Annotated in this window: 21 protein-coding genes; 6 read left to right on the forward strand and 15 right to left on the reverse strand. The window is 63.8% G+C overall.

Annotation, left to right across the window (positions count from 1 at the left end):
- Positions 1-4: 4 nt before the first annotated feature.
- The 5 genes from AC3XQU_RS07040 to AC3XQU_RS07060 form a co-directional block, all read right to left on the reverse strand.
- On the reverse strand, positions 5-2575 hold the full coding sequence (locus tag AC3XQU_RS07040; protein ID WP_489873428.1) for an excinuclease ABC subunit UvrA: 2571 nt from the start codon (positions 2573-2575) through the stop codon (positions 5-7).
- A 78-nt stretch (positions 2576-2653) separates the two neighbouring features.
- On the reverse strand, positions 2654-3913 hold the full coding sequence (locus AC3XQU_RS07045) for a glycosyltransferase (protein WP_489873429.1): 1260 nt from the start codon (positions 3911-3913) through the stop codon (positions 2654-2656).
- Positions 3914-3929: 16 nt separating this feature from the next.
- Complete coding sequence (locus AC3XQU_RS07050) at positions 3930-4466, reverse strand: pyridoxamine 5'-phosphate oxidase family protein (protein ID WP_489873430.1); 537 nt, start codon at positions 4464-4466, stop codon at positions 3930-3932.
- A 137-nt stretch (positions 4467-4603) separates the two neighbouring features.
- On the reverse strand, positions 4604-5071 hold the full coding sequence (locus AC3XQU_RS07055) for a cyanophycin metabolism-associated DUF1854 family protein (RefSeq protein WP_489873431.1): 468 nt from the start codon (positions 5069-5071) through the stop codon (positions 4604-4606).
- Positions 5072-7351, reverse strand: a complete 2280-nt coding sequence (locus tag AC3XQU_RS07060) for a cyanophycin metabolism-associated ABC transporter (RefSeq protein ID WP_489873432.1) — start codon at positions 7349-7351, stop codon at positions 5072-5074.
- Positions 7352-7661: 310 nt separating this feature from the next.
- On the opposite strand from AC3XQU_RS07060, the gene AC3XQU_RS07065 reads away from it, so the two are divergent.
- The 3 genes from AC3XQU_RS07065 to AC3XQU_RS07075 all read left to right on the forward strand — a co-directional run bounded on the left by AC3XQU_RS07065 (position 7662) and on the right by AC3XQU_RS07075 (position 13349).
- Positions 7662-9839 (forward strand): cyanophycin synthetase, encoded by a 2178-nt coding sequence (locus tag AC3XQU_RS07065; RefSeq protein ID WP_489873433.1) that lies wholly within the window; start codon positions 7662-7664, stop codon positions 9837-9839.
- 85 nt (positions 9840-9924) lie between these two features.
- A complete protein-coding gene (gene cphA / locus AC3XQU_RS07070) occupies positions 9925-12495 on the forward strand; it encodes a cyanophycin synthetase (RefSeq protein WP_489873434.1) in 2571 nt (856 codons plus the stop codon).
- Positions 12495-13349: a MaoC/PaaZ C-terminal domain-containing protein gene (locus tag AC3XQU_RS07075; RefSeq protein ID WP_489873435.1), complete on the forward strand. Its 855-nt coding sequence runs from the start codon at positions 12495-12497 to the stop codon at positions 13347-13349. Before cphA ends, AC3XQU_RS07075 begins: the two co-directional genes overlap by 1 nt.
- 225 nt (positions 13350-13574) lie before the next feature.
- Here the strand turns inward: AC3XQU_RS07075 and AC3XQU_RS07080 are convergent, their stop codons facing one another.
- Both AC3XQU_RS07080 and AC3XQU_RS07085 read right to left on the reverse strand, forming a co-directional pair.
- Positions 13575-14222: a PEP-CTERM sorting domain-containing protein gene (locus tag AC3XQU_RS07080; protein WP_489873436.1), complete on the reverse strand. Its 648-nt coding sequence runs from the start codon at positions 14220-14222 to the stop codon at positions 13575-13577.
- Positions 14223-14396: 174 nt separating this feature from the next.
- The gene (locus tag AC3XQU_RS07085) at positions 14397-14780 is read right to left on the reverse strand and encodes a hypothetical protein (RefSeq protein WP_489873437.1); all 384 of its coding nucleotides are present in this window, start codon (positions 14778-14780) and stop codon (positions 14397-14399) included.
- Between the two features lie 453 nt (positions 14781-15233).
- Between AC3XQU_RS07085 and AC3XQU_RS07090 the strand changes: the two genes are divergently transcribed.
- The 3 genes from AC3XQU_RS07090 (at position 15234) to AC3XQU_RS07100 (ending at position 17612) form a co-directional block, all read left to right on the forward strand.
- Positions 15234-16283, forward strand: coding sequence for a hypothetical protein (locus tag AC3XQU_RS07090; RefSeq protein WP_489873438.1), 1050 nt, complete (start codon positions 15234-15236; stop codon positions 16281-16283).
- A gap of 1 nt (position 16284) precedes the next feature.
- Complete coding sequence (locus AC3XQU_RS07095) at positions 16285-16794, forward strand: hypothetical protein (protein ID WP_489873439.1); 510 nt, start codon at positions 16285-16287, stop codon at positions 16792-16794.
- Positions 16795-17345: 551 nt separating this feature from the next.
- A complete protein-coding gene (locus tag AC3XQU_RS07100) occupies positions 17346-17612 on the forward strand; it encodes a hypothetical protein (protein ID WP_489873440.1) in 267 nt (88 codons plus the stop codon).
- A gap of 179 nt (positions 17613-17791) precedes the next feature.
- Here AC3XQU_RS07100 and AC3XQU_RS07105 read toward each other — a convergent pair whose 3' ends face one another.
- The 8 genes from AC3XQU_RS07105 to AC3XQU_RS07140 form a co-directional block, all read right to left on the reverse strand.
- Positions 17792-18295, reverse strand: coding sequence for a hypothetical protein (locus tag AC3XQU_RS07105; RefSeq protein ID WP_489873441.1), 504 nt, complete (start codon positions 18293-18295; stop codon positions 17792-17794).
- Positions 18292-18954 (reverse strand): glycoside hydrolase family 19 protein, encoded by a 663-nt coding sequence (locus AC3XQU_RS07110; protein WP_489873442.1) that lies wholly within the window; start codon positions 18952-18954, stop codon positions 18292-18294. The genes AC3XQU_RS07105 and AC3XQU_RS07110 overlap by 4 nt, the downstream gene beginning before the upstream one ends.
- Entirely contained in the window at positions 18954-19334 is a 381-nt protein-coding gene (locus AC3XQU_RS07115) for a hypothetical protein (protein WP_489873443.1), read from the reverse strand. Before AC3XQU_RS07115 ends, AC3XQU_RS07110 begins: the two co-directional genes overlap by 1 nt.
- Positions 19335-19482: 148 nt before the next feature.
- Complete coding sequence (locus tag AC3XQU_RS07120) at positions 19483-19914, reverse strand: hypothetical protein (protein WP_489873444.1); 432 nt, start codon at positions 19912-19914, stop codon at positions 19483-19485.
- Positions 19914-20357 carry a hypothetical protein gene (locus AC3XQU_RS07125; RefSeq protein WP_489873445.1) on the reverse strand — a complete coding sequence of 148 codons (444 nt, stop codon included), beginning with the start codon at positions 20355-20357 and terminating at the stop codon, positions 19914-19916. Before AC3XQU_RS07125 ends, AC3XQU_RS07120 begins: the two co-directional genes overlap by 1 nt.
- A complete protein-coding gene (locus tag AC3XQU_RS07130; protein WP_489873446.1) occupies positions 20354-21331 on the reverse strand; it encodes a hypothetical protein in 978 nt (325 codons plus the stop codon). The genes AC3XQU_RS07125 and AC3XQU_RS07130 overlap by 4 nt, the downstream gene beginning before the upstream one ends.
- Positions 21332-22240: a hypothetical protein gene (locus tag AC3XQU_RS07135; RefSeq protein WP_489873447.1), complete on the reverse strand. Its 909-nt coding sequence runs from the start codon at positions 22238-22240 to the stop codon at positions 21332-21334.
- On the reverse strand, positions 22237-26904 hold the full coding sequence (locus AC3XQU_RS07140) for a DUF4214 domain-containing protein (protein WP_489873448.1): 4668 nt from the start codon (positions 26902-26904) through the stop codon (positions 22237-22239). Before AC3XQU_RS07140 ends, AC3XQU_RS07135 begins: the two co-directional genes overlap by 4 nt.
- Between the last annotated feature and the right edge of the window lie 18 nt (positions 26905-26922).

Consider the following 26922-nt stretch of genomic DNA (forward strand, 5'->3'; position numbering starts at 1 on the left):
GGTATCACTGGCCGCGCGCCGGCCAGGCCAGGTGCGCCGCCAGGTAGGGCGCCGTCCGGCTCGCCTTGCATTCCGCCACCTCGGCAGGCGGCCCCGCGCACACCACGGTGCCGCCATTGTCGCCCGCCCCCGGTCCCACGTCGATCACCCAGTCGCAGCCGGCCACCACCCGCATCGTGTGCTCGACCACGATCACCGTATTGCCGGCGTCGACCAGGCGGTTGAGCTGCACCACCAGGCGGTCGGCGTCGCGCGGGTGCAGGCCCGTGGTCGGCTCGTCCAGCACGTACAGAGTGTTGCCGCGGCCGGCGCGCTGCAGTTCCGATGCCAGCTTGATGCGCTGCGCCTCGCCGCCCGACAGCTCGGTGGCCGGCTGGCCCAGGCGCAGGTAGTCCAGCCCCACTTCGCGCAGCACTTCGAGCGCGCGCCCGACCAGCGGCTCGCCCTCGAAGAAATCGATCGCCTCCCCCACCGTCATGCCCAGCACCTGGGCGATGTTGCGCCCGCGGTAGGTCACTTCCAGCGTCTTGGCGTTGTAGCGCGCGCCTTCGCAGGTCGGGCATGGCGCATACACGCTGGGCAGGAACAGCAGCTCGACCATCACGAAGCCTTCGCCGGCGCAGTGCTCGCAGCGGCCCTTGGCCACGTTGAACGAGAAGCGCCCGGCATCGTAGCGGCGCTTCTTCGCGTCCGGCGTGGCCGCGAACAGCTTGCGCACGCCGTCGAACAGGCCGGTATAGGTGGCCAGGTTCGAGCGCGGGGTGCGGCCGATCGGCTTCTGGTCGACCCGCACCATGCGCCGCACGCCTTCCATGCCGGAGACGATGCGCCCTTCCAGCGGCAGCGCTGCTTCCTGCTCCAGCCCGGGCTCCTCGCCCTCGCCTGCTTCCAGCTCCGGCGCTGCATGGCCGAGCGCCGCGGCCACCAGCTCCACCAGCACCTGGCTGACCAGGCTGGATTTGCCGGAACCGGAGACCCCGGTCACCGCGCTCAACACGCCGAGCGGGAATTCGGCGTCGAGCTTGTCAAGGTTGTTGCGGCTGACCCCTTCCAGCCGCAGCCAGCCGGACGGTTCGCGCGGCGTGCGCGGCGCCAGCGGCAATTCGTCGAACAGGTAGCTGCGGGTCTGCGAGGCCGCGACGCCTTTCAGGCCGGCCGGCGCCCCGCTGTACAGCACCTGGCCGCCCTTCTCGCCCGCGGCCGGGCCGACATCGACGATCCAGTCGGCCTGGCGGATCACGTCCAGCGCATGCTCGACCACGAACAGCGAGTTGCCGGCGCTTTTCAACTGGGCCAGCGCATCGAGCAGGGCCTCGGTATCGGCCGGGTGCAGGCCGGCCGAAGGTTCGTCCAGCACGTACACCACGCCAAACAGGTTCGAGCGCACCTGGGTGGCCAGGCGCAGACGCTGCAGTTCGCCCGGCGACAGGGTCGGGGTGCTGCGCTCCAGCGCCAGGTAGCCCAGGCCCAGGTCGAGCAGCACGCCAAGGCGCGCGCACAGGTCCTGCGCGATGCGCTGAGTGACGATCATCTGCTCGGGATGCTCCCTGGCGCGGCGCTTGTCCTTCAGGGCTTCGCCTGCCGCATACGGCTTCATGAGTTCACTGAGCCGCGCCAGCGGCGTGCGCGACATCTCGGTGATGTCCATGCCGGCAAAGGTCACCGACAGTGCTTCCTGGCGCAGCCGCTTGCCGCGGCACAGCGGGCATTCGGTACTGACCATGTAGCGCGCGACGCGCTTTTTCATGGACGCGCTCTCGGTATTGGCAAAGGTCTGCAGCACGTAGCGGCGCGCACCGGTGAAGGTGCCCTGGTAGCTGGGCGTCTCCTTGCGCTTGAGCGCCGCCTTGGTTTCCTTGGGCGTGAGGCCGGCATACACGGGAACGGTCGGCGTCTCGTCGGTGAACAGGATCCAGTCGCGGTCCTTTTTCGGCAGCTCGCGCCACGGGGTATCGACGTCGTAGCCCATGGTCACCAGGATGTCGCGCAGGTTCTGGCCATGCCAGGCCGGCGGCCAGGCGGCGACTGCGCGCTCGCGGATGGTGAGCGTATCGTCCGGCACCAGCGACTGTTCGGTCACTTCATACGCGCGGCCCAGGCCCGAGCACTGGGTGCAGGCGCCTTCCGGAGTATTCGGCGAGAACGACTCGGCATACAGCAGCTCCTGCCCTTGCGGATAGTCGCCGGCGCGCGAGTACAGCATGCGCAGGGAATTGGACAGGGTGCTGACGCTGCCGACCGAGGAGCGCGCGGTGGGCGAGCCGCGCTGCTGCTGCAGGGCGACGGCCGGCGGCAGGCCTTCGATCTCGTCGACTTCCGGCACCGGCATCTGGTGGAACAGGCGGCGCGCATAGGGCGAGACCGACTCCAGGTAGCGCCGCTGGGCTTCCGCGTACAGCGTGCCGAAGGCCAGCGAGGATTTACCGGAACCCGACACGCCGGTGAACACCACCAGCGCGCCGCGCGGGATGTCGACATCGACGTTCTTCAGGTTGTGCTCGCGCGCACCGCGCACCCTTACGTAGCCGACCGCGCCATCGTCGGCATCCAGCATCCTTTTATTTTGTTTGCGCATGCCCATTCCATCCTCATGGTCGATGCGCCATTGTCGCGCGCCTCGGGCGCGCCGACCGTGCGCTCACGAACAATAGTGCTAGCCCGTGGCGGCAAGGGTCAGCAGGCGGTCGCATAGCTGTGCCAGGCCGTCCGGGCCGTCGAACCGGGCGCTGGCCTGCCTGGCGCGCAAGGCCACGTCTTCCCGGCCCACCCGGCGCAGCGCGGCCGTGAGACGCCTTGGTGTCAGGCGCGCGGCGTGCAGGCTGGCGCCCACGCCGAGCCTGTCCACCCGCGCCGCATTGTCGAATTGGTCGTGCGCCAGCGGTACGACCAATTGCGGCGTGCCCGCGCGCAGTGCTTCGGCGGTGGTGCCGATGCCCCCGTGATGCACCAGCGCGGCGACGTGCGGCAGCAGGACGCGCAGCGGCACATAGTCCTGCCACAGCACGGGCGACGGCAGGTGGACCGGCAGCTGCTTGCGGTGCGGCGTCAGGAAGATCGCGCGCAGGCCGAGGCGTGCGCACGCGTCCAGCGCGCAGCGGAAATAATGGGCGGCCTGGCGGTTGCCGGTACCCGGCGTGAACACGACCGGCGGCGTGCCCTCTTCGATGAAGCGGGCAATACCGGGCGCCAGTTGCGCATCCGGCGTCGGGTCGTACAGGGGAAAGTCGCCGCGTGCCAAGGGCTGCGGCCAGTCCGGCTGGGTCGGGGCGAACCATTCGGGGAACAGGGTGACCGACAGGTCCGGTACCGCCACGATGTGGTCGATGAGGTCTGCGACCGGCGCCAGGCCATGCCGGCTGCGCGCCGCATTCACATCCGGCAGCGCCACCGGGTTGACGAGCGCATTGCCGATGCGGCGCCACAGCCAGCGGCGCGCACCCAGGGGCACCCAGCGCGGCACCGCATACGGCCCGAGCATGAGCGGGTCGTGCACGGTGGGCAGGTTCGACGGCGCCAGGTAGGCCGCCGCCACCTTCAGGCCGGGCCGGCGCGTGCGGCACAGGTCCGCCTCCGGCAGGGCCAGCGGATGGGCCAGCAGCACCACCTGCTCGCCGGGCGGCAGGGCGGCCACGAAGCCGGGTAGCTGCGCCATGGCGGCGCGCGTCGCACCCCACACGACGGCAAAGCCGCGCGTCGGATGCCACAGGTCGGGATGGTCGAGCACCGCTTCGTCCGCCGGCAGGCCGTGAAAAGGCAAGCCGGCGCCTTCCACGAAGGGCGCATGCTGCACCGGCCCGAGCAGGGTGACGCGCTGCCCGGTCTGTTTCAGCGCCAGGGCCAGGCGCATGAAGGGAAACAGGTCGCCGGCCGACCCGATGGTGACCACTACGAAGTGCGCTGGCGAGATCGGCATGGGGCGGAACCGCCGGTCAGAAGCTCAGCGTGCCTTCGATCGAATCGTCCAGCGTCTTGCCGAGCACCGCGCCGACCACGATCTTGGCGCCGGCCACCGCGTCGCCGTGCTTGTTGTCCCAGTAGTAGCCCTGGCGCGGGATCACGCGGATGGCGGTGATGCGCGGATCGTCTTCGCCTTCGGTGAACCAGGTCTTGAGCATGAAATTCCACAACTGCTTGATGCGCGCGCGGTCGGTCACGATCTCGGCATAGCCTTCGACTTCCAAAAAGCCGGCATGGGCGTTCTTCTGGAAGTAGAGCTTGACCGCCGGGTTGGCCGCCAGTTCGGCGTTCTTGTGGCTGTCGTTGGCGCTGAGGAACCACAGCTGGCCGGCGTCGTCGGCCTCGCGCACGCTCATCGGGCGCACGCCACGGCTCGGGCCGATGCCGTTCTGCGTGATGAAGAAGCACGATTCGGCATCGTCCACCATCTCCTTGAGGCGGGCGATGGCGCCGCTGCCGGTCAGGTCGAGCCGGTTGATTTCAGGTTGGTTGCGGTTGATCGAGTCCATGGCAGCTCCTGCAGGTCGGATTGGGAATGGACCGACTCTACCCGCAGGCCAGGGCTGCGTATGTGGGCGCGCGTACGCTATCCGTCGATCGGGCGCGCCCGGCCGGGTCAATCCTGCTTCGGCGGCGCGTGGCCGGCTTACAGGAAACGGTCGAGGATCTTGCGCGAGTGCTTGTCGATGCGGAAGATGTCGCGCACCAGGAAGTTGATGCCGTGGTTGTCCGCCACCAAGAGCGAAGCCTCGCCGACACGCCGGATGTCTTCGTCCACCTTGAGCACGAACTCGGTGTCGCCGCGGTCGGTCTTCACATACCAGGTGCAGGGCGTGGCGAAGCTCGAGACGTCCTTGATGTGCAGGATCTCGGGAATGAATTCGCGGCCTTCGATTTCTTCCTGCACCAGGCTGCGCACCTGCTCCGGCAGCGCGTCCAGGTCGTCGATCCAGGCCGCTTCCTTGCCCCCGTCGCGCACCAGCGAGATGCCGCGGGTCGGGGCCTGGATCGGGAAGGCGCGTACCGGAATCACGCCCACGTGCTCTTCACCTTCGGCGGTGGTGAGCACCAGCTTGCCAAAGCTGTCGCGGCGTAGTTGAAATGTCGTGCTCATTCAATCGTCCTTGTCGTCTGGATCCTGGTCCACGTTGCGCGCCTGCGCTTCGTAGAGGCGGTGGTAAGCGCCTTCGCGCGCCATCAGGTCGTCGTGGTTGCCTTCTTCGACCACCACGCCGCGGTCCAGCACCACCAGGCGGTCGGCGCGGTGCAGCGTCGACAGTCGGTGGGCGATCGCGATCGTGGTACGGCCCTTGACCAGGTTGTCGAGCGCCTTCTGGATTTCCTTCTCGGTTTCCGAGTCCACCGAGGACGTCGCTTCGTCCAGGATCAGGATCGGCGGGTCGATCAGCAGCGCGCGCGCGATCGAGATGCGCTGGCGCTCGCCGCCGGACAGGCCCTGGCCGCGCTCGCCCACCATCGAGTCGTAGCCCTGTGGCAGGCGCAGGATGAATTCGTGGGCGTGGGCCGCGCGCGCCGAGGCGATGATTTCTTCGCGCGTCGCGCCCGGCTTGCCGTAGGCGATGTTCTCGGCAATCGTCCCGAAGAACAGGAAAGGCTCCTGCAGCACCAGCCCGATGTGGCGGCGGTAGTCGGCCACCGCGAAGCTGCGGATGTCGACGCCGTCCAGCAGGATCGCGCCTTCGGCCACGTCGTAGAAGCGGCAGATCAGGTTCACCAGCGTGCTCTTGCCCGAACCGGAATGCCCGACCAGGCCGACCATCTCGCCGGCCTTGATCTTCAGGGAGATGCCGCGGTTCACGGCCCGGTTACCGTAGCGGAAACCGACTTCGCGCAGCTCGATGTTGCCGGCCACCCTGGGCACCGTGACCGGGTTGACCGGGTCCGGCACGCTCGAGACGTGGTCGAGGATGTCGAAGATGCGCTTGGCCGCCGACGCCGATTTCTGGGTAACCGACACGATGCGGCTCATGGAATCGAGCTTCACGTAGAAGCGGCCGCTATAGGCGATGAAGGCCGACAGCGTGCCCACCGTGATGTCGCCTTGCGACACCTGCCAGATGCCGAAGCACCAGATCACGAGCAAGCCCAGCTCGGTCAGCAGCGAGACGGTGGGCGAGAACAGCGACCAGACCTTGTTCAACTTGTCGTTGACGATCAGGTTGTGGCGGTTGGCTTCGCGGAAGCGGTTCGCTTCGCGCTTTTCCTGGGCAAACGCCTTCACCACGCGGATGCCGGGAATCGTATCGGCCAGCACGTTGGTGACCTCGCCCCACACGCGGTCGATCTTCTCGAACCCGGTGCGCAGCCGGTCGCGCACCACGTGGATCATCCAGGCGATGAAGGGCAGCGGCACCAGGGTGACCAGGGCCAGCCAAGGGTCCATGCTGAACAGGATCACGCCGGTCATGATGATCAGGAGGACGTCCGACAGGAAGTCGAGCAGGTGCAGCGACAGGAACACACTGATCCGGTCGGAACCGCTGCCGATGCGCGACATCAGGTCGCCCGTGCGTTTGCCCCCGAAAAATTCAAGCGAGAGCCGCAGCAGGTGCTCGTAGGTGGTCGAGCGCAGGTCGGCGCTGATGCGCTCCGACGCCAGCGCCAGCACATAGGTCTTGCCCCAGCCGAGCGCCCAGGCCAGCAGGGAGGCGCCGAACAGCCCTCCCATATACAAATAGACGAGCGACACGTCGATGGTCTGGCCGTTCTGGTACGGGATCAGGACATTGTCCATCAGCGGCTTGGTGAGATACGGCGGGATCATGTGCGCCGCCGTCGAACCGAGCATCAGGAGGAAGCCGAGCAGCAGCTGCCCCTTGTAGGGCCGGGCGAAGCGCCACAGGCGGAACAGGGTCCAGGTGGAAGGCGGCGTGTGCAGCACCTTGGCGCACACCGCGCACTCGGCGTCGTCGGCCTCGAGCGGCGCCTTGCAGCTCGGGCAGGCATGCTGGTCGGGTTTCGACACCGGCACGCCCGAGAGGTGGCTCTTGAGCTGGTCGGCAAACGCATCGGCCACGCGCACCGCGTGCAGGTTCTGCCCCAGCGTGAAGCGCCAGGATGCCAGCAAGCCTTCCGTATCGACCAGCTCCAGGTGGCCGACACCGGCGTGGTCGTGGTGGCGCAGCGCCAAACCGGCGCGCCAGCCCCAGTCGCGCCAGTTGCTCTCGCCCGGCGCACGGGCCAGCAGGCGGCGGTCGGTGACCACCACCAGGCCTTTCGTGAAACGTAATTTCGCATCGAGGTCAACCTCGACACTGTTTAAAACGTTTTCCCCTGGTGCAAGCTGTTTCGTAACGTCATTTTGCCAATGTTCAGGCAACACGCCGGCGGTGACCGCCAGGGACGACGGAATAGCAAGTTGTTGAGTTGTCATGTAATGCGCCCGACATCAGGCAATGGGTTCTGGTGGGGTGTGTAACAGGGCCGCCTTGACAGCGCACAGGTCTGCCGGCGCGTCCGTTTGCGTGAAATGCTCCACAAACAGATATAACGTTTCTGCGTATCTTTTGGATGACAGGAACGAAGCTTGGCAGAAAACGTTGCGGCACGGTAAGCTTCGGGCCGGCAAGTATACATGATGTGCGCTGCGGAACCCCGGCTTTCGGTACCGTAGTGACAGGCAGGCAAACATAGGTAAAGGCACGCGGCATGCGAGCAGCGGCGGCCGGCAAAGACATTTTTTCATGAACAAGAAGAACGACATCAAGTTCCTCCGCGTGAACCACCTGCGCGGTCCGAACATCTGGACCTACCGCCCGGTCATCGAAGCCTGGCTCGACATCGGCGAACTCGAAGACTACCCCTCGCACACCTTGCCCGGCTTCACCGACCGCCTGCTCGCCTGGCTGCCCGGCCTGATGGCCCACCATTGCGGCGTCGGCCACCATGGCGGCTTCGTCGAGCGTCTGCACGAAGGCACCTGGGCCGGCCACATCCTCGAGCACATCGTGCTCGAGCTGCAGAACCTGGCCGGCATGAAGACCGGCTTCGGCAAGACCCGCTCGACCGGCGAGCTTGGCGTGTACAAGATGGCCTTCCGCACGCGCGACCCCGTCGTCGGCCGCGCCGCGCTGGACGCCGGCCACGCCCTGATCATGGCCGCCATCAACGACACGCCCTTCGACATGGCCGCCACGGTCCGGCACCTGACCGACCTGGTCGACCGCTTTTGCCTCGGCCCCTCCACCGCGCACATCGTCGACGGCGCCACCAGCCGCGGCATCCCGTCGATCCGCCTTACCGAAGGCAACCTGGTGCAGCTCGGCCACGGCGCCGCGCAGCGCCGCATCTGGACCGCAGAGACCGACCGCACCAGCGCCATCGGCGAAGGCATCGCCAGCGACAAGGACCTGACCAAGACCCTGCTGTCCTCGTGCGGCGTGCCGGTGCCGGAAGGCGCCCTGGTACGCAGCGCCGAACAGGCATGGGAAGAAGCCCAGGACATCGGCCTGCCGGTGGTGGTCAAACCGGTCGACGGCAACCACGGGCGCGGCGTGACCCTGAACCTCATGACCGAGGCCGAAGTCACCACCGCCTACGCGATCGCCTCGGAAGCCGGCGACAGCAGCGCTGTGCTGGTCGAGCGCTTCATCCCGGGCAACGAGCACCGCCTGCTGGTGGTCGGGCGCAAGGTCGTCGCCGCCGCCAAGGGGGACTCGCTGTGGGTCACGGGCGATGGCGAATCGACCGTCACCCAGCTGTGCGACAGCCAGATCAACACCGACCCGCGCCGCGGCGACAGCGAAGAGCACCCGCTGGGGCGCGTCACCCCGCAGGACGACGAGATCCTGCTCGACCTGAAGCGCCAGGGCCTCACGCCCGATTCCGTGCCGCAGGCCGGCCAGAAAGTGCTGATCCAGGTGAACGGCAACGTCGCCGACGACGTCACCGACCAGATGCATCCGTCGGTGGCGCATGCCGCGGCACTGGCCGCGCGCATCGTCGGCCTGGACATCGCCGGCATCGACCTGGTCACCAGCGACATCAGCCGCCCGCTGGAGGAACAGCGCGGCGCCATCATCGAAGTCAATTCGAGCCCGGGGCTGCTGGCGCACATCAAGCCGGCCAGCGGCGAGCCGCGCAATGTCGGCAAGGCGATCGTCGACCACCTGTTCCCGGAAACGGAAACCGGCCGTATCCCCGTGGTCGGCGTCACCGGCACGCTGGGCACCAGCCTGATCGCGCGCCTGGTCGGCTGCCTGGTGCACATCACGGGCAAGCACGTGGGCGTGGCCAACGGCGAAGGCCTGTACCTGGATGCGCGCAAGGTCACCGCGAAAGACGCTACCGGCTTCGACGCCGGCCAGCGCATCCTGATCAACCGCACCGTGCAGACCGCCGTGTTCGAGTCGAATGCGCGCTCGATCCTGGCGGAGGGCCTGCCCTACGACCGCTGCACGGTGGGCATCGTGACCGACATGGAAGGCTTGGACGATCTGGCCGAGTTCTACATCCGCGACCAGGACGCGCTGCATAACGTCGTGCGCAGCCAGGTCGACGTCATCCTGCCGGAAGGCGCCGCCGTGCTCAACGCCGCCAATGAAGCCGTGGCGGCGCTGGCCGAACTGTCCGACGGCCGCGTGATCTTCTACGCGCTCGACGAAGAGAACCAGGTCATCGCCAGCCACCGCGCCGAAGGCGAGCGCGTCGTCTTCGTGCGCGACAACCGCATCATCCTGGCCGAGGGCTTCGATGAGGAAACCGCGCTGCTGGAGCTGTCGAAGATCCCGCCGGCGACGGTCAAGCATCCGGACAGCGTGCTGGCGGCAGTGGCCGCGGCGTGGGCGCTGGGCGTACCGCCGGACCTGATCTGCGGCGGCCTGCGCGCCTTCGACGCCACCCCTAAAAAGACGCATCACTAATACAAGCATGGCCCGGCCGCCGCGCCGGGCCCTGGCGCCCGCACTGCTCGACGAGCATGCGGCGCCGCGAAAGGACTGACGGTTTATGGAAGTATCTCGCGTACGGGCCCTGCGTGGCCCCAACCTCTGGAGCCACCACACCTCGGTGGAGGCGATCGTCGCCTGCACCCCGGACGAAGAATCGATCGGCACGCTCGACGGCTTCGAAGCGCGCCTGCGCGCCCGCTTTCCGCAGGTAGGCTACCTGCAGCCGACCGGCCATGTCGACACCGTGTCGATGGCCCAGGTGCTCGAGCGCGCGACGCTGTCGCTGCAGGCCGAAGCCGGCTGCCCCGTCACCTTCAGCCGCACCACCGCCACGCTCGAACCGGGCATCTACCAGGTGGTGGTCGAATACAGCGAGGAAGAGGTCGGCCGCCTGGCCATCGAACTGGCCCAGCAACTGTGCGAGGCTGCCCGCAACGACACCGCCTTCGACCTGGCAGGCGCCCTCGCCCGCCTGCGCGAAGTCGACGAAGACGTGCGTCTTGGTCCGTCCACCGGTTCGATCGTGCAGGCGGCAGTGGCGCGCAATATTCCCTTCCGCCGCCTGACCGAGGGCAGCCTCGTCATGTTCGGCTGGGGCAGCCGCCAGCGCCGCATCCAGGCCGCCGAGATCGACGCCACCGGCGCGATTGCCGAGACCATCGCGCAGGACAAGGAACTGACCAAGAAGCTGCTCGACGCCGCCGGCGTGCCGGTGCCGCAAGGCCGCAGCGTCAGCGACCCCGACGACGCCTGGGCCGCCGCCCAGGAGATCGGCCTGCCGGTCGTGATCAAGCCGAAGGACGGCAACCAGGGCAAGGGCGTGACGGTCAACGTCACCACCAGGGAACAGCTCACGGCCGGTTTCCACACCGCGTCGGAATTCCGCGACGACATCCTGGTCGAGCGCTACCTGCCCGGCTACGACTACCGCCTGCTCGTCATCGGCGACAAGCTGGTGGCCGCCGCGCGCCGCGACCCGCCCTTCGTGGTCGGCGACGGCGTGCACACGGTGCGCGAACTGGTCGAGCAGGTCAACCGCGACCCGCGCCGCGGCGAAGGCCATTCGACTTCGCTGACCAAGATCCGTTTCGACGACATCGCCCTGGCCACGCTGGCCGCAAGCGGCATGAACGCCGATTCCAGGCCGGCCCAGGGCCAGCGCGTCGTGCTGCGCAATAACGCCAACCTGTCGACCGGCGGCACCGCCACCGACGTCACCGACGACGTGCACCCGGAAGTCGCCGAGCGCTGCATCGCGGCCGCCCACATGGTGGGCCTGGACATCTGCGGCGTCGACCTGGTCTGCGACAGCGTGCTCAAACCCATCGAAGAACAGAACGGCGGCATCGTCGAAGTCAATGCCGCGCCGGGCCTGCGCATGCACCTGTCGCCTTCGTTCGGCAAGAGCCGCCCGATCGGCGAGGCCATCGTCTCGACCCTGTTCGCGGACGGCGACGACGGCCGCATCCCGGTGGTGGCCGTGACCGGCACCAACGGCAAGACCACGACCGTGCGCCTGATCGCCCACCTGCTCACCGCTTCCGGCCTGCGCACGGGCATGACCAACACCGACGGCGTCTACATCGAAGGCCGCCGCATCGACAGCGGCGACTGCTCCGGCCCGCGCAGCGCGCGCAACGTGCTGCTGCACCCGGATGTCGACGCCGCCGTGTTCGAAACGGCGCGCGGCGGCCTGCTGCGCGAAGGCCTGGCTTTCGACCGCTGCCAGGTAGCGGTGGTCACCAACATCGGCGCAGGCGACCACCTCGGCCTGAACTACATCACCACGCTGGAAGACCTTGCGGTACTCAAGCGCGTGATCGTCCAGAACGTGGCCGTGGGCGGCATGGCCGTGCTCAATGCCGCCGACCCGGTGGTGGCCGCGATGGCCGAGAACACCCATGGCGACGTCACCTTCTTCGCGCTCGACGTCAACAACCCCCTGATGGCCATGCACCGCGCCCAGGGCCGCCGCGTCGTCTTCGTCGAAGACGGCCAGCTGGTCGCGGCCCAGGGCAAGGTCGAGCACCGCGTGCCGCTCGCCGACGTACCGATCACCCGCGGCGGCGCCGTCGGCTTCCAGGTCGAGAACGTGATGGCCTCGGTGGCTGCCGCCTGGGCGGTCGACATCTCGTGGGACGTTATCCGCGCCGGCCTGCGTACCTTTGTCGGCGAGAGCGACAACGCGCCGGGCCGCTTCAACGTGTTCGACTACCGCGGCGCCACCCTCATCGCCGACTACGGCCACAACCCGGACGCGATCGCCGCCCTGGTCAATGCCGTCGAAGCGATGCCGGCGAAACGCCGCTCGGTGGTGATCAGCGGCGCGGGCGATCGCCGCGACCAGGACATCACCCAGCAGACCGAGATCCTCGGCCGGGCTTTCGACGATGTGCTGCTCTACCAGGACCAGTGCCAGCGCGGCCGTCCGGACGGCGAAGTCGTGGCGCTCCTGCGCAAGGGCCTCGATGGCGCCACCCGCACCAGCCACGTCGAGGAAATCAACGGCGAATTCGTCGCCATCGACCGCGCCCTGTCGCGCCTGGAAGCGGGCGATTTGTGCCTGATTCTGATCGACCAGGTCGACGAAGCGCTGGCGCACATTGCGCGCCGGGTCGCCGAAGGCTGATGTCGTTTTCTGCGCCGGCCCTGCCGGCGATGGGTTTGCCTACCCTGCTGCGGGCGCTGCTGAAGTTTCCAGGGCAGCGCCCGCAGTCATGTCCGGACGGGGCGATGCCGGAACTCGTCACCGCGTACCGGCTGGATAGCCTTCCCGTCGAAGACATCGCCCGCTACCGCGCGGCTTTTGGTTTCATGGAAGGGCGTGTCCCGCTCACGTGGTGGTACGTGCTTGCGCAGCGCGCGCACCTGGCCACGATGCTGGACCCGCGCTTTGCTTTCCGGATCGTGGGCATGGTGCATATGGAGAATGCGCTGACCGAACATGGCCGGGTCGAGCCCGGGCAGCCGCTCCTCCTGCGTACCAGCCTGCGCTTGTTACCGACGTCAAGCAGCGGCGCCCTGCGCTGCGTCCTGGAGACCATCGGCAGTGCGAACGATGCTCCGGTATTTGCCTGCACCAGCACCTATCTGATCAAGCGCGGAACCCGACGCGATGGAAAGCCAGCGCAGGAAGCCGCGCCCTCGCCTGGGAAGATCGTCACGGATTGGACACTCGACGCCGCCGCAGGCCGCCGCTATGCGCGCCTGTCCGGCGACTGGAATCCCATTCACCTGTACCGTTGGAGTGCCCGCCTCATGGGTATGCGCGCACCGATCATCCACGGCATGCACACACTCGCAGCCAGCTGCGCCGCGCTGGAAAAGCATGCCGGGCGCCATGCCACGTCCATCGCCTGCCGCTTCCGCGCACCGGTTGCGCTGGGAACGACCCTCGCATTGCGGGCGGAAATGGAATCGGGGGATTTTGTGGTGGAAGCCGGCGGCAAGCCGGCCGTGACGGGACACTGCACGCTGGCCTAGCGGCAGTAGAACTGCAGACCCGGGGTCAAGAACTGCAGACCCGGGGTCAGGTCTGACATTCGGACACGGCCTCAACCGTAAGCGCATCCTGGCCTTCAGGGGTAGCGGTTCTGCACAGCCCAAACCTCAAACTCAATGCCGAGCTCGTGTCCAAATGTCAGACCTGACCCCGAATTGTGTGCGTGACCCCGAATTGTGTGCGCTGGCGTGATGCCAGCCGCACGATTACTTCTGCTTGCGCAGGCGGCGGCGCGTCGCGGCCAGCCCGAGCAGGCCGGCGCCGAACACCAGAACGCTGGCCGGCTCCGGAACGTCCGTGCCTGGTGTGCCCAGCTGCCCGGTGAACACCAGGCGCGAGCCATATATCTCGAACGGGTCGTAGCGCTTGGTATCCTCGAAATACAGCTGCCAGTGGCCGAACATGTCCATGCCGTCGAACAGGGAGAGCGATTCCACCGGGCGGAAGGAGCCCGCCGCCACGCGCCGCCCGAGCGCCGCGCCTTTGTCGTCGAAGTTCGCGGTGACGCGGCCAATGCCGCCGGTGTCGCCCTGGTCATAGGTGTTTTCGTTGACCAGGCGGACGACGCGGCCATCCGGCCCGATGAGGCGGATGACGATTTCGTTCTCGAAGGGTTTGTTTTCGCTGAGGCAGGCCTGGCCGTTCATGCTCAGGTAGGGGTTGTCGCATTTCGAGAAGGTGATCGCGACATCCAGGTCCATGATGAGGCCGTGCGTCGTGATGTCGAAACCGACGTAACCGGATGAGGCGTCGAATGCGCGGTAATCGGTATCGACTGCGATCACGCCGGCCTTGGCCGACACGGCAGCAAGGCCGAGCACGGCGTATCCGATCAATCTGGCGAATGCTTTCATCTTGAACTCCCTGTTTTTCTCAAAGACAAGCAAGTTTCGCACCAGAAATATCAGTTTTCTTTGATTTCAAGCAGTTAGCTGGTCAAAACGCCAGGTCGGCAACAACACTTGTTAAGTTTTCCGACAGCTAAGTCGTACTTTCGGTCACAGCGCAGCGTCACTGCCCTGGGCAGCTTATTTTTGTTCGACCGGCCTTGCATTCGCGCTTTTTCGCATCTGCGCCTCGGTCTCCTTCAACACCTTGCGATGGCGTACCCACAACCAGATCGCATACCCCGCGGTCAGCGGCATCGCCAGCACAGCGCCACCGAACACGCCCAGGCGAAGCCGCAGCGAATCGATCTCGCTTGCCGTCGTATTCAAGGGCAATGCGCCGAATTCCACAAACTGGAAATACACCAGGCTGGCTAGTAGAGAAGCGGCCACCAGGATGCCGGACCGGGCGAGGCTTTGCTTCCCGGTTGGATACTTGTATTTCGCCCTGGTGCGGACAAAAGCCTCCCAGTACGCCGCATCGACACCTTTGGGAGCCTTGCCTGCATCGTTTGAACTGTTCACTTTCTATCCTCGTCGCGTGTTGTTGGATGTCGCCCCACTGACAGCGGAAGCCGGCGTCATTGTAGGGCTGGAAACCGCTTCGCCGGGAGCAAATTTTCTCGTTGCCGTGACCGGCCGGGCGATCACGCACCTGGCGCCACGCTGACTTGTCCCTTTTACAGCTCGCCACCCGATCGCGGTAAAATGACAAGTCCAGGCTTTGCACCCGCCCTGCCGCACGACCATCGACTACATGACCACCGCTCCAATGGAAATCAACGCCGCCGCCCTCAAGAACAGCACGGCGGAAAAGCTTACCCCCATGATGCATAGGCGTGTTCTACTATGAAGAAATGCTTGTTCTGTTGAAACTTACGCCATAAGCTACGCCAGCAGCCAGATGTTTTGTGCGATCTAAGTATTGCCTGATCAGAAGTATACGTATAATCGTGTCACTTTATTATCAGGACTACTATGTTGACCGACGTTAAAATTTGGCTATACGAGCTTCCCAAGTGCGGCTACTTCACCTTTCGCGGCAATACACCAGCTTTGTTCGGTGGCATCTCCCAAACTTTTGACGCGCTTACTTCTTGGGCGAGCGGCAAGCAACTTGGGGAGACATCGACCTTCTCGACCGAAGAGCCCGATGGAACAGTAGTAGGTGGGGCTTACTTTCTCGATATAGCCAAGCACACGAACGGTGATTTCCTGATCGGCATCTGGAATCGCCTTCCGGGCAACAAGAACAACATCACTTCAGTGGGTGTTGGTGACGTTGTAGGGAGCGCTTCGGCGGCCGAGACTGTCATCGATAGAAATCGAATCCCGGGTTTCGCAACTTATTTCTGGGTCATGCCGGCAGAGCAACGCATCGCATGTCTTCGGTTGAAACATGAGACTCAAGGCCTCGATGCTTTCAAGAAGTACATGCTTTCGTTCCTTAAAAACGTCAATCCGCAGAACGTGATTCAGGGCCCGCCAGGTCCAAATGGCGAGATCAACATTGTGGGCTATCGCCCGGACACGACGACCACTACACCAACTGCGGGCGCTTTTCCTAAACTTTCTGTAAAATCCATTGTGCTCTCTGGGGACATCACCTACCTTAGACACAACGCAGCCGCGATTGACAAAGTGCTCAGCAAGACCACGTTGTCGTCCGAGTCTCCTGGAGATTTTCAACGCTGGCAAAAAGTGATGGACATCTCCCGCTTTCTGCGCAAACCTCCGCCGCTACGCGAAGAGTCATTGATACGGCTAGAGTTTCCGATGAGCTTCACCACTCAGGAGCTAGATGCTGCCATTTCTAGCTGGCAGGACCGGGAGGGAAATAGTGATGCCAGCGATCAAGATGACCTAGGTTTTCATCTGCGCACTGGTGAAACGAAATGGCTTAGCAAAAGTCAGGCTCGAGTCGGCTATCAAATTGATGTGATATGGACTGACGCCGAGCTGGTCAATGTGACTACCCTGCTTTCACAACTGCAGGTTCACCGCAGTGCAGTACTTGCTCTAGGATGATATGAACTTTTTCCGCTTTGGGATTGTTGTCGTAATAGCCTGGCTAGGCTATTACTTCGGCGCGCCCATAGCGCTTAAAGATCAGTGGCCGCTATACGACACGCTTCGAAATACGACCTCAATCGTGTTCGGGATCATGGGCGCGTTGATTGCATTAGTCTATCCCGATGCAGTCAAGAATGCCTTACGTGGCGGGCAGCCGGCGCAAGCAGTCGATGGAGGGCTCGGGAAACTGATCACTCCTTGTGGTCACTCAGCCCTACTTCTGATCATGCTTGTCTTGCTCGCACCAGTTATCGCTTGGGTTGCGACCTTTGAGCCAGCTACACGAGCTGCAGACATAACGACCCTCCAAAAAGTTTCGTTCTCACTATTCTGTGTGTTGTCTTATTGGCAGGTGGTGATTCTTCTGATGGTGCTTATCCCGTTTGATGAGATGTACTCAAAGGTGCACGATGACATCAGACGGGCTAGGCTGCGTCGCAACTTGCATAGTAACGGCCCTGGCTGATCGTTCGGACATCGATTGCCGACGGAACGACGCCCATATCGTAAGCTTGGGAAGCTGCATAAGGAATGGCTCAACCATGCGGGCCAACGAGCCGTTTCCGCTCCACAAAACGGCAGAGCAAGCGCTTCTACAACCTACTACCCATGCGGACAATCAGAAATTTGTGGAGCGTATTTAGGCTGCCGGCGGTAACCGCGGGAACTCCTTCACGCATGGCTCGTCGACCAATTTCTTCCGAAGCGAATCGAGAAGATCTCCCTGCTGACTAGGCAACGTGTTGATCATACGCTGAAGCTGGTCCGTGTAGAGCACCAGGGACCGCAACCGCGCGACTCCACAGAAGGGCCTGCACGTCGCAATCGCCGGGGTTTCGATCCTGGATCGCCCGTAGTTCAAAGCGTGTGAGGCAGGCTTGAAGCGCATAGCACGTCAGTATAACAACTGCTCCATCCGATGAGGTATATGGAGCCGAAGCGGCAAGATTTGTTGCCAAAGGTTAAGAGTTTCTGTAATGTATGTCCCAAACTTTTTTGCAAAAAAATGGGAATATCATGAGAATTCTGGCCGCGCTAAGAGTATGGTTCGAACGCTTGTATCCCGCGCATAAATGGGAGTACGACGGCTACGAAAAGCGAACATGCACCATCTGTGGCTGCGGTCAGGAGCTCGACATGGGCGGCGGGCACTCCGGTTCCACGTGGGACGAGCTGATTAAAGGTGACCGCACCGCGCATGTGACCGCGGTATCGCCCGTTGTTGGCGGGCATATTCAGCTAGTCGAGACGCCGGCATTATCGGGGAATGAAATCCTGCGCTAATCACCATACGGCCACCCAAATTGACTTGGCTCTTAAATTGGTCGCTCTCCGCGGTGTAGCCGCCTGCGCCAGCGCGCTTGTCGAGCAGGGTGTCCCGCTTGACGTGCCCGAACGGGTACTGATTCACCCGTCAGCGAGCCAGCTATACACATGACGAACGCGCCTGTCGAATGTGTGATCTAACGCTGATTCACTGCGTGACAGGCCTCGAAGCGCTCGACGACGCGCTCGTATCGCCGCACGAGTCCAGCAACGTCTGAGGCGACGCCGAGAAGGTCTGCAGCAGCTTCCGGCACAATTGCCGGTCCTCCGACGTCACTGCCAGGTCCAGCGGCAATGGATCGATCGCCGGCCGCGGCGGTTGTTGGTACTTGCCCGGCGGGGCAGCGCAGGCGGTCGTCGCCAGTACGCATGCGACGCTGAGCGACTTCAAGAGATATTTCATATGTACGCTCCATTGTCTGTGCATTGAGATCTTTCTCGCGCAGCTGCGCGCGCAGGCTCGACTCGGTTTTCCGGGCGGCCGCCACGTTGCGTTCAAACTCCGCTTTGCCTGCGGCAACCGCAGCGGCGTGGCCGGCATCGTACTTGGCGGTCCCATAATGGCGCACACCAAACCAGGCAGCGAGGATCAAGCACACCCCGACCAGGATGCGGAACAGTAGCCGCTCGAGCGCGCTCATGCCAGCACCGCCTTGCACATCTGTGCACCGATCAAGCGGTCGTGGTAGCCGATCGCATCGCCCACGCGATCAGTCTGCCGACCGATGTTGATGATGTCCGACACGGCGTCCACATCGTCGCGGTCAGCAAGTTCGTTCAAGCCATGCTTGCGCCAGAACCATCCGGCCGACAGCGCGCCGCCAGACGGCGTCGACAGCCACTGCCCTGCTACGCTCGGATGGACATCGAAGAAGTCTGCGCACTCCAGCTGCGAATCCTTGCCGGTCAGCTGGATCCAGCCCGCGCCCCGGTACTTCCACCCGTCGCCGCTGGCTACATCTCCGTTTCCCATCCGCTTTGCGTAGGCGATATTGGCGATCATCTGTTGATCCGCTTGGTGCGCGGGCGTCCGGCCGTACTGCTCCGCCTCCGCCGGCGTGAAGCGCTTCACCTTCTGGTTGAAGGTGGCCATGATCGCGCTCGGGGTGTAATTCAAGTTTTCCCGGGTGCGGGTGAACTGCCCGCTTTCGTGCACCAGTTGCGCCAGGAAGTGGGCGGCGCGGCGCTGGGTGTTGATGCCGAAGCGCGCCATCGCCGCATTCAGCGCGGGCACGATGTGATCGACGGATCCCGCTGAACGTGGGGCGATCTTCCGTATCTGTTCGTTAGTGACCGCCATTACAAACTGCCCTTCACTTCCCTGACAATCTCCATCAGGTCAGCGTCCTTTTTCTTCTCCATGAACTTGAACCAAGCGCGCACCAGGCCCCACGCCGGCAGCCCACAGGCAAACACCAATGCAAGCATGGCAATCATCCCAAATATGTCTTGGACCCAATGCTGAATTTCGAGATATCGGACCAGGGCCGCCCCGCCGCCGATGGAGCCAACAAGCGTTGATACCAGAGCGACACGCCACTCTTGGTCGGACTTCGGCTTTGTCATCGACATCACCACGAACGTAGCAAGGCCTGCGCCGATAGCGCCCATGCCAGCAAGGCCGCCGATGATCTTCCAGCCGGCGACACCCACCGCCGCACCTGAAATGGGCTCGCTCATTAAGTTTTCTCTCATAGTCGGTAAGTTCCCGCGAAGTCCATAGTGTCGCGTTGCCGTTGTCTCATTTCTAGGAAAGTTGAGACTATTTCGCACACTCCGTGCGCTATTTGACGGAAGCGTTTGAGAGACCTGCCAACAAAAAAACCCGCTAGTAAGCGGGTCGATTAAGCAGCGTCAGCGCGCTGGCCAGCGTGCTAGGGTCGTACCGCCAAGGCTCGGGAATTCCGAGTGCGGCAGCAACCGCTTCTGAGCAGAACCAGCAGTCCCTGTTTTGCGGGACCGCTGCGATCACGAACTGGATGTTTCCCATCAAATCGTACTTAGCCCCACGATGTGCTTGGAACCAGGCTAAGGCACCCTGCTCGAGATGCGCGGGCAAGTTGACCTGGTGCCACTTGGCCGGATCGAAGTCGATCAGCTTGGAGCGCACTCCGCCGTCTTCGAATGAGGATGACCAGGCGCGGCCGGTCGACATCACCAGTTCGACATGCGAGTAATCGGAATTCGTCCACCACCGGACGAGGCGGTTGTACACGCCAGCGATGCCTGGGCGAGTGCCTTTGTAGAACGCAATGCGCATCACAACCCCGCTGCCGTGATGAACAGCTGATCGAGCTCCGCGGCATCCAAGCCCAGCGCGGCGCCGATCTGAATCACCAGAGGTCGCGAACGAACGAACTCAAGAGAGTCTTCCCACTCAATCTGCGCCATACGGCGCGCAGTCAGGTCGGGAATTACCGCGATCGCCGCAGGCACGTTGTCCAGCAGGCCGGCCAGCAGCAGCGCCTGCCGTGCCTGGCGGCGAGTGACCGTCTGCGGCACGGCAGGCGCTGGTGGCTCGGCAGGCGGGAGCAGTTCGAGCCCGGCGCGCGCAGCATTGGCACGGTACGTGGCCCAGCTGAGGCGCTGCTCGTCGCTGACCTCGATATGGCAGTGAGCATGTTCCGCCCGCAGCTCCTGCTGGTATGCGCCGGTCAGGCCGCCGTCCGCATCGTAGGTGACGTAAGAGATGTTCTTCATCATGCGACCTTTCTGAAAAGTGCCTCGGCGTACGTTGCATTGCTGCCGTCGCTCGGCGATTGCCCGCCGCCAGCGCTGTTCCCGTAATGGCGGACCTCGAAGACCTTGGCCGCTGCGATGGTGAACCGTCCTTGTGCGCGGCTCGGGATGCCGTCGGAATATTGGTTTGGACCGGCATAAGAGCTGTTACCGATTGCGACCACGGCACCGTCGGTCACGTTGTACACCTTGATCCGGTTGGCGGTACCGTTCGACAGCAAGGTGGCGGTGGCGTCAACATCGTAGGTGCCTGCGGGCAAGGTCACCTGATTCGATGCGAGCGACGCACCGGTGATGCTGTTGGAGAGCACGGTGTTTAGTACGCGCGCTGCGCCGCTGCCGGCGCTTGGCGCGTTTGTGCCCTGCCCATACTCCTCGCGCACATGCAGCAGAGGCACGTTGAAGGTGGCGGGACCGGTGTCGCCCTTATCGCCCGTTCGCTGGAAGAACAGCAGGAGCGGCTCGCCGTTGACGAACGGATTCGCCTCGCTGCCGGCACCGTTTGAGATCGTCAGCGTGCGATAGCCCGCCGGGCTGGTGCGGGCCGTGACGTCGAACGTGAGCCACTTGCTCGGGTCCGTTACGCGTACCAGGCGCAGCTTGCCCTTGACGGTGCTGGTCGAGACGTCGAACTGGTCGAGCAGCGCCGTCACGTCCTGGGCGGCGGAGCTAGTCACGTCCAGATTCAGCGCCGTCGCGGCGGATTGCGTCACGTTGTTGAGACGCAGTTTGCCCGCGCCCGGGTCGGCCGTGGCCGTGCTCGAGTCGAAGATATAGGGGGTTGCGTATGCTCCGCCGGCGGCAAACGCAGACATAGAACCCTCCGTCGCGTTGATCTCGCTGATGAGCAGGGGGAGCTTCGACATGAAGAGGGCATCGAGGTCGCCTTTGAACGACGGGCTGGTTCGGTCAAGCGGGGCAAGTGGGGTAAGTGCCATTTAGCTGAGTCCTTCGATTTCGATATTAAGCAAATGATGACTTGGGTACGGGACTGCTATCCCGAAGTCCTTGTAGAACCCATATGTGATCATGGGCTCATAGCCGACTTGGTCGGTGCCGATGTAGACGCAGGGGGTGGCACGAAGCGAAGCCAGCGTCCTGTAGATCTTGTTGAACTTCGCCTTCTCGGTAACGACCTGCAGACTGCTGCGCTTGCTGTAGGTACGCTCGATCACATCCATGTTGCCGAACTGGTCCTTTTCCTTCCGGCTGTTGTCGATGATGCCGACCGAGGCGCCGTACTGCGCGCGTCCGATCTCGATCACCTGGCCGACTAGCAGGACGCCGACAGCGACGCCGGATGTTCCGGTCTGGGTGTAGGTCAGCTCGCACCCCGCGTAATGCTGTGGCATGTCCGTGAGCACCACATCCGTGAGCTGTTCGAACTCGGCGAAGAACCAGTCGTAAACGCTTTCGATGACAGTTCCGTCGAGCGATACCGTCCGGTCATAGACGACAGTGCCGCCGGGCGCGTCCTTCATTTGCACACGCAGCTCGCGGCCGGTGAGCTCGAGGGCGCCAATACCTGAAACGCCACCGGGCCGCAGCGTGACGGTCAGCGAGGCCGCGCTTGTCTCCGTCCCGACCTTCCGATCGAACATCGCCCAACGGGTTGTCGGGCCAATGTCCAGCCAATTGACTGGGTCCGCTTCCGGTGCCGTGGCGGTCGTGCCGGCAACCAGTCGCTCATACTGGCGATGTGTCGTGGCGCGGATCACGACGGCACCTTTTGCATAGGTCGTCGCTGCACTCCAAGCTATTTCGCCGACTGCCGGCTCCGCGACCGAACTCCCGGTCAGCATCCCCTCGGTGATAACGGTGGGCTTGATGATTTTCATGCCGCTCATTCAGCCTCCACTTTCACATTGAGAACGTCTTCACGGACGACCCTACCCAGAAGCCGCGCCGATTTCTCGGTGTGGGCAGCTGTTGCTCGAGCCTCGACCCGTAGCCCTTCGACCTCAGCACGCAATGCCTTAATTTCGGCAGCGAGGGCTGCGCTGTTATCCGGCGGGCTTGATAGCCTGCGCATGAACTGCTCGTGGCTGACGATCCGGCTAGGTCCAGTGAACTCCACCTCCGGACCCCGCTCTCCGATCACCCGGATGCCGCCGGCAAAATCCCCGCCTGCGGCAAACCCCGGAATGCGGCCCAAACTGGCGAACTCGCTGCTGCCCTTGATGAGTTCTCGGATTCGCTCGATCGACATACCGCCCGCGGCCTGGTCCTGCCAGTAGGCCAGGCCGGCCGAATCGGGCGCGCGGCCCAGCAGCGACTGGTAGAGGTTGGCGATGCTGCCGCCAGAGCTGGCGACGGGGTCAGCTTGGGCCGCACCAAGGGCACGGCCCATCGCACTGACCGCGTCCGCCACCGTCAGCACAGAAAGGTCGATCCCCTTGAGCACGTTGATCTGCAGCTCCGACTTTTCGAGGATGCCGTCGAGCGACTTCAGCGACTGTTCTTCGATGCTCAATGCTTTATCGGTCAAGTCCGCAAGGCCGGCGATATCGTTCTGAGTCGAGTAGAAATCGCGCAGGTAGTCTTCCTGCGTTGCGAACATGGCCGACGAATCCCTCGTCACGATCGACAGGGCGCCCTTTAGGTTGTCGATGTCAGGCAGCGTGCCGGACGCCTTGGCGATCAGCAAGGCGGCGCGGATCTGGGCCTGCGCGCTCTGGCGCTCCTGCGGCTCCTGGCCAGCCACATTCATGCCGTCCAGCGCGCCGCGCAGGGCTGACGCGAGCGCCTGGTGCTTACCAGTGACCTCCTGCAGCAGCGCCTTCTCCCGGCCGACCACGGTTTGCAGCGCTGAGAAAGCACTGTCCACGCCGGACAGAAGATTCGCGCCGCGTTGCTTGGCGGACTGAGTCGCGGCCTCCTGAGCCGCAGCAGCATCCTTGATCGCCTGCACCTGATCGAACAGGGCACGGTTGCTCTCGTGGAGTGCATCACGCTGCTGGGCCAGCAGCTGCGCAGACGACATGGTTAGCTCGTCGTACTGCCGCTGCAGGTCCGCACGTTCTTCAAAGATAGAGGCATCGACATCCGCAACCTGTTTGAACGCAGGTGCGATCTGCATCAGCACGGCATACGCCTGAGCGCCTGCGGCAGTGGTCAGGTCGAGCCCTGTGACGACGTTGCGGAACTGCCTGAGCGAGTCCTCGGCGCCAGTCGTGATCCCGTACTGGTCAAGGGTCGGCGTCAAACGCTTGCGCAACGCATCGGATTGTTCCTGTTCGGTATAGAAATCGGAAAGAAATTGCTCGGCGTTCGAGGTGAAGTCTTCTAGACCGCCAGCCAGCTCGATCAGGCGCTCGCGAGCCGCAATCGATTCGATGCCGACGGCGCTGAACGACATGCCCAGCGAGTCGGTAACGACGGTCACCGTCTGGTAGCCGGCTGCCACGCGGGTCAGCGTTTCGAGATAGCCTTCGCCGACCTGCTGGAACTGGCCAAGCCCGCCCACTGCAGATGCCGCAATCTGGTCTCCCAGCTTGGAGAACACAGCCTGCAACTCCGCTTCTATCTCGTCGGGCTTCATCCCCTTGAAGCTGATCTTGCCAATGTCAACAACGAAAGAGTTCAGCTCGCTGGTAAAGTTTTCGCCGGTCAGACCGAACGTCGCTGCCGCAACGGTGACGCCGTCTCGCAGCTTCAAGATAACGTCCGCAATCTGCTTGTTGCCGGCTTCCCCCAGGCTGGCCGTGGTCGTGCTGTACTTGTCGCTAGAGAACCAGCCACCTGACTTCTTGATGTCGGCATAACTCTTTGCGTTGAGCCCGCCGCCGGCGATCGCAGCGAGCGAGGTCGAGTCCATGGTGAAGCCGCTGTCCTCGAGCGTCTTCTTGCCGCCGAAGATCGAATTGCCCAACTTGGAAAAGAAATTCGAATCCGATCCATCCATCCCCGCAAATTCCAGCGAAGTGCCACGGATATCGGTATCGCGCACCACGAGCTTGGCGAACGAGCCAATGCTGTTCCTGATGTCGGTGAGCGCGGTCAGCATGTTCATGCTGACGGTCAGGCCCTGGAACGTGTGGTCTTCAATCAGACCGAGTGCATTGCCAATCGACTCCGACTTTGCTGCGCTGTCGCCAAACACGGTCCCAGCCCCTTGGGTTTCCTGACGCTGTTCGGCAATATTCACACTGCTGCCGCCGCCGCTGAATGCGCCGCCCAGCACCGCGGCAATCGCCACGCCGGCCGCAGCCATTCCCCACGGGCCCATAGCGCTCATGAACGACATGAAGACGCCGGGGACTTTGGCGGTATTGCGAGCCGCCTCGCCCGCCACGACTGCGCCAGTTTCAACCGCCTGGCCGGTCGCTGTCGCTGTTGCCTTTGCGCCGGTGACAAACAAGTGGGTGTACAGCGATTCCATTTGGCTCGCGAGTTCCACCAAGCGGAAGCCGCGCTCGGCGCCTTCCAGCAACTTATAGCCAGTCGTTTTTTCTTTGAAGAACCCTTTCGCGGCACTAGCCATGTCGCCGTAGCCAGCAAGCCGATTCTTCGCCTCCCTGTCGTTCAAGTCGGAGATCTTCTTGAGGTACGAAAGTTCGTTCAAAAGCGGAGTGCCACGCAGGGCGTCGGCAGCAGCCTTATGTTTCGCAATTTCCGCTTGGCGTTGTGCGAATCCATCCAAAGATGCAGTCATCTGCGCGATCGAATCTCCTGCCCCGCCGAACGCTTCGCGAAGCGCTTCGCCGAATGACTGCGCCCTGGAAGGGTCGAGGAACTGGTTCAGGTCATCGAGAGCCTTCTTGCCGGATTCAGCGGTTTCGATAGCGCCCAGCGCGCCCACGTTACGCTTCTTGGCGGCGATCAGCTTTTCGAGATTCTCGATTTCGACGAGTGTGAGGGGGATGCCCGCGCGCTGGGCAAGCTGCTCTTCCAGTCGAGAGAGCTCGAGCTGCTCCACCGCCGACTTGGTCAAGCCGAAGGTGCGGGCCAGCTCCTCGTTCTTGAGAGCCTCCTGCGTGGCGTCTTCGATCGTGCGCGCCGTGGTGGCCTGGTGCGCCTTCATCATGGCGTCCCAGGCACGCCCGCCCTCCGCCGCGCGCTTGTTCGATTCCTCGAGCGCCTTGGCCTGTTCGTCCATCCACTTCCTGGCGCCGGGCTGTTTGGAGATCAGCTCGGTGACCAGCTCGACGTACCGCTCCTCGCCTAAATTGCCGGAGGCGCGCAGCTTCTGCAACCTCTCTAGGTTCTCCATGTAGTCGGCGGTTACCCCAGACAGCTCAGCCAGCAGGGCCGCATTCTTACGCATGGCTTCGGCCGCGGCTTTCTCCTCGCTATCACCTCCGCCATACTTCAGCTGCTTTGGTGGTGCGCCCGGTGGCGCGGCAGCGGCTGGGGTGCCGCGTTCGGAGATGCGCTTGAGGATAGCCTGCTCGACCTGGTTGGCCGGCTTGTTCCACAGTTCGTCATAGATGCGGTTGGCCTCGGCCAGCACCTGGTTGCGCTCCTCAGCCGCCTTGCGAATCTCGGCTATCGGATTCTCTCCCTTTGCTACCTTGATCGCGGCGGTCACCGGATTGAGGTTCTGGGAGGTGACCGAAAGGAGGTTCAAGTCGGCCGCCACCACCTTCACGCTGCTCGCGACGGCCGTGAACATTCGCGGGAGCAGCAAGGCGACATCGGCCACCCGGGCCAGCCCTACTGCCAGGTCGTCTGCCCACTGCGCGCCTTCGCCTCCGGCCATGCCTTCCTGGGCGGTGGCGACATCGGTCAATGCGCCGGCGAGGTCGGTCAACGCAGGCAGGGCTGCTTCAGCAACCGACATATACAGCTCATCGGTACGCACACGGAGAAATCCGAACTGGTCCTGCAGCGCCGCAGCGCGCTTGGCCGATTCGGCCGACACCGCGGCGAATTTATCGACGTTCTCCGACAGGTCGTTCATGAACGGCAGCAGGTCGGCACCTGAGCGCCCGAGCAGATCGTTCATCAGCGCGGCCTTGGCCGCACCGTCCTCGTAGCCCTGCAACTTGTGGGCGACATCGACCATGACGTCTGCCGCACTGCGGATTTTTTTGTCCGCATCGAGCGACGACACACCGAGTGCGGCCAGGGCCTTGCCGGTCTTGGTTCCCTTCTCGTCAGTACCGGCCATACCCTTGGCCAGCTTGGTCAGGGCGGCATCGACAGTTCCCATGTCGACGCCGAAGGCGTTGGCCACTTTCTGCAGGCGCGACAGGCTTTCGACGCTGGAACCGGTCTTCTGGGCCATGTCGTCGAGGTCACCCATGACGTCGATCGCGTCCTTGACCTTCGAGGCCAGGGCGCCCAGCGACAAGCCGGCGATGCTGAACCCGGCAACGTTTGCGATCGTGGACTGGAGGCTCGAGAACCTGCCCTCCATGGCCGAGACCTGGCCGCTGATCCGATCGAGGGATGCTGCATTCATGCGCCGAAGCGCGTCACCGACGGTCTCAATCTCCCGGCGTGACGCGTCCGCGCCTTCCACACCCATGGTGATAGTTGCCGAACCTTGACGGGAAGTTGATGCCATGTGCTTTGCTCCTTGGAC

It is taken from the genome of Telluria sp. AZSoR62, assembly GCF_058111565.1.

Excerpts from the sequence above, each read along its gene's own strand:
- AC3XQU_RS07110 (WP_489873442.1), bottom strand. The coding sequence starts at position 18,954 with ATGGCGGTCACTAACGAACAGATACGGAAGATCGCCCCACGTTCAGCG.
- AC3XQU_RS07080 (WP_489873436.1), bottom strand. The coding sequence starts at position 14,222 with ATGAAAGCATTCGCCAGATTGATCGGATACGCCGTGCTCGGCCTTGCT.
- AC3XQU_RS07140 (WP_489873448.1), bottom strand. The coding sequence starts at position 26,904 with ATGGCATCAACTTCCCGTCAAGGTTCGGCAACTATCACCATGGGTGTG.
- AC3XQU_RS07115 (WP_489873443.1), bottom strand. The coding sequence starts at position 19,334 with ATGAGCGAGCCCATTTCAGGTGCGGCGGTGGGTGTCGCCGGCTGGAAG.
- AC3XQU_RS07095 (WP_489873439.1), top strand. The coding sequence starts at position 16,285 with ATGAACTTTTTCCGCTTTGGGATTGTTGTCGTAATAGCCTGGCTAGGC.
- AC3XQU_RS07050 (WP_489873430.1), bottom strand. The coding sequence starts at position 4,466 with ATGGACTCGATCAACCGCAACCAACCTGAAATCAACCGGCTCGACCTG.
- AC3XQU_RS07130 (WP_489873446.1), bottom strand. The coding sequence starts at position 21,331 with ATGGCACTTACCCCACTTGCCCCGCTTGACCGAACCAGCCCGTCGTTC.
- AC3XQU_RS07055 (WP_489873431.1), bottom strand. The coding sequence starts at position 5,071 with ATGAGCACGACATTTCAACTACGCCGCGACAGCTTTGGCAAGCTGGTG.
- AC3XQU_RS07045 (WP_489873429.1), bottom strand. The coding sequence starts at position 3,913 with ATGCCGATCTCGCCAGCGCACTTCGTAGTGGTCACCATCGGGTCGGCC.
- AC3XQU_RS07040 (WP_489873428.1), bottom strand. The coding sequence starts at position 2,575 with ATGCGCAAACAAAATAAAAGGATGCTGGATGCCGACGATGGCGCGGTC.
- AC3XQU_RS07065 (WP_489873433.1), top strand. The coding sequence starts at position 7,662 with ATGAACAAGAAGAACGACATCAAGTTCCTCCGCGTGAACCACCTGCGC.
- AC3XQU_RS07060 (WP_489873432.1), bottom strand. The coding sequence starts at position 7,351 with ATGACAACTCAACAACTTGCTATTCCGTCGTCCCTGGCGGTCACCGCC.
- AC3XQU_RS07075 (WP_489873435.1), top strand. The coding sequence starts at position 12,495 with ATGTCGTTTTCTGCGCCGGCCCTGCCGGCGATGGGTTTGCCTACCCTG.
- AC3XQU_RS07100 (WP_489873440.1), top strand. The coding sequence starts at position 17,346 with ATGAGAATTCTGGCCGCGCTAAGAGTATGGTTCGAACGCTTGTATCCC.
- AC3XQU_RS07125 (WP_489873445.1), bottom strand. The coding sequence starts at position 20,357 with ATGATGAAGAACATCTCTTACGTCACCTACGATGCGGACGGCGGCCTG.
- AC3XQU_RS07090 (WP_489873438.1), top strand. The coding sequence starts at position 15,234 with ATGTTGACCGACGTTAAAATTTGGCTATACGAGCTTCCCAAGTGCGGC.
- AC3XQU_RS07120 (WP_489873444.1), bottom strand. The coding sequence starts at position 19,914 with ATGCGCATTGCGTTCTACAAAGGCACTCGCCCAGGCATCGCTGGCGTG.
- cphA (WP_489873434.1), top strand. The coding sequence starts at position 9,925 with ATGGAAGTATCTCGCGTACGGGCCCTGCGTGGCCCCAACCTCTGGAGC.
- AC3XQU_RS07135 (WP_489873447.1), bottom strand. The coding sequence starts at position 22,240 with ATGAGCGGCATGAAAATCATCAAGCCCACCGTTATCACCGAGGGGATG.
- AC3XQU_RS07105 (WP_489873441.1), bottom strand. The coding sequence starts at position 18,295 with ATGAGCGCGCTCGAGCGGCTACTGTTCCGCATCCTGGTCGGGGTGTGC.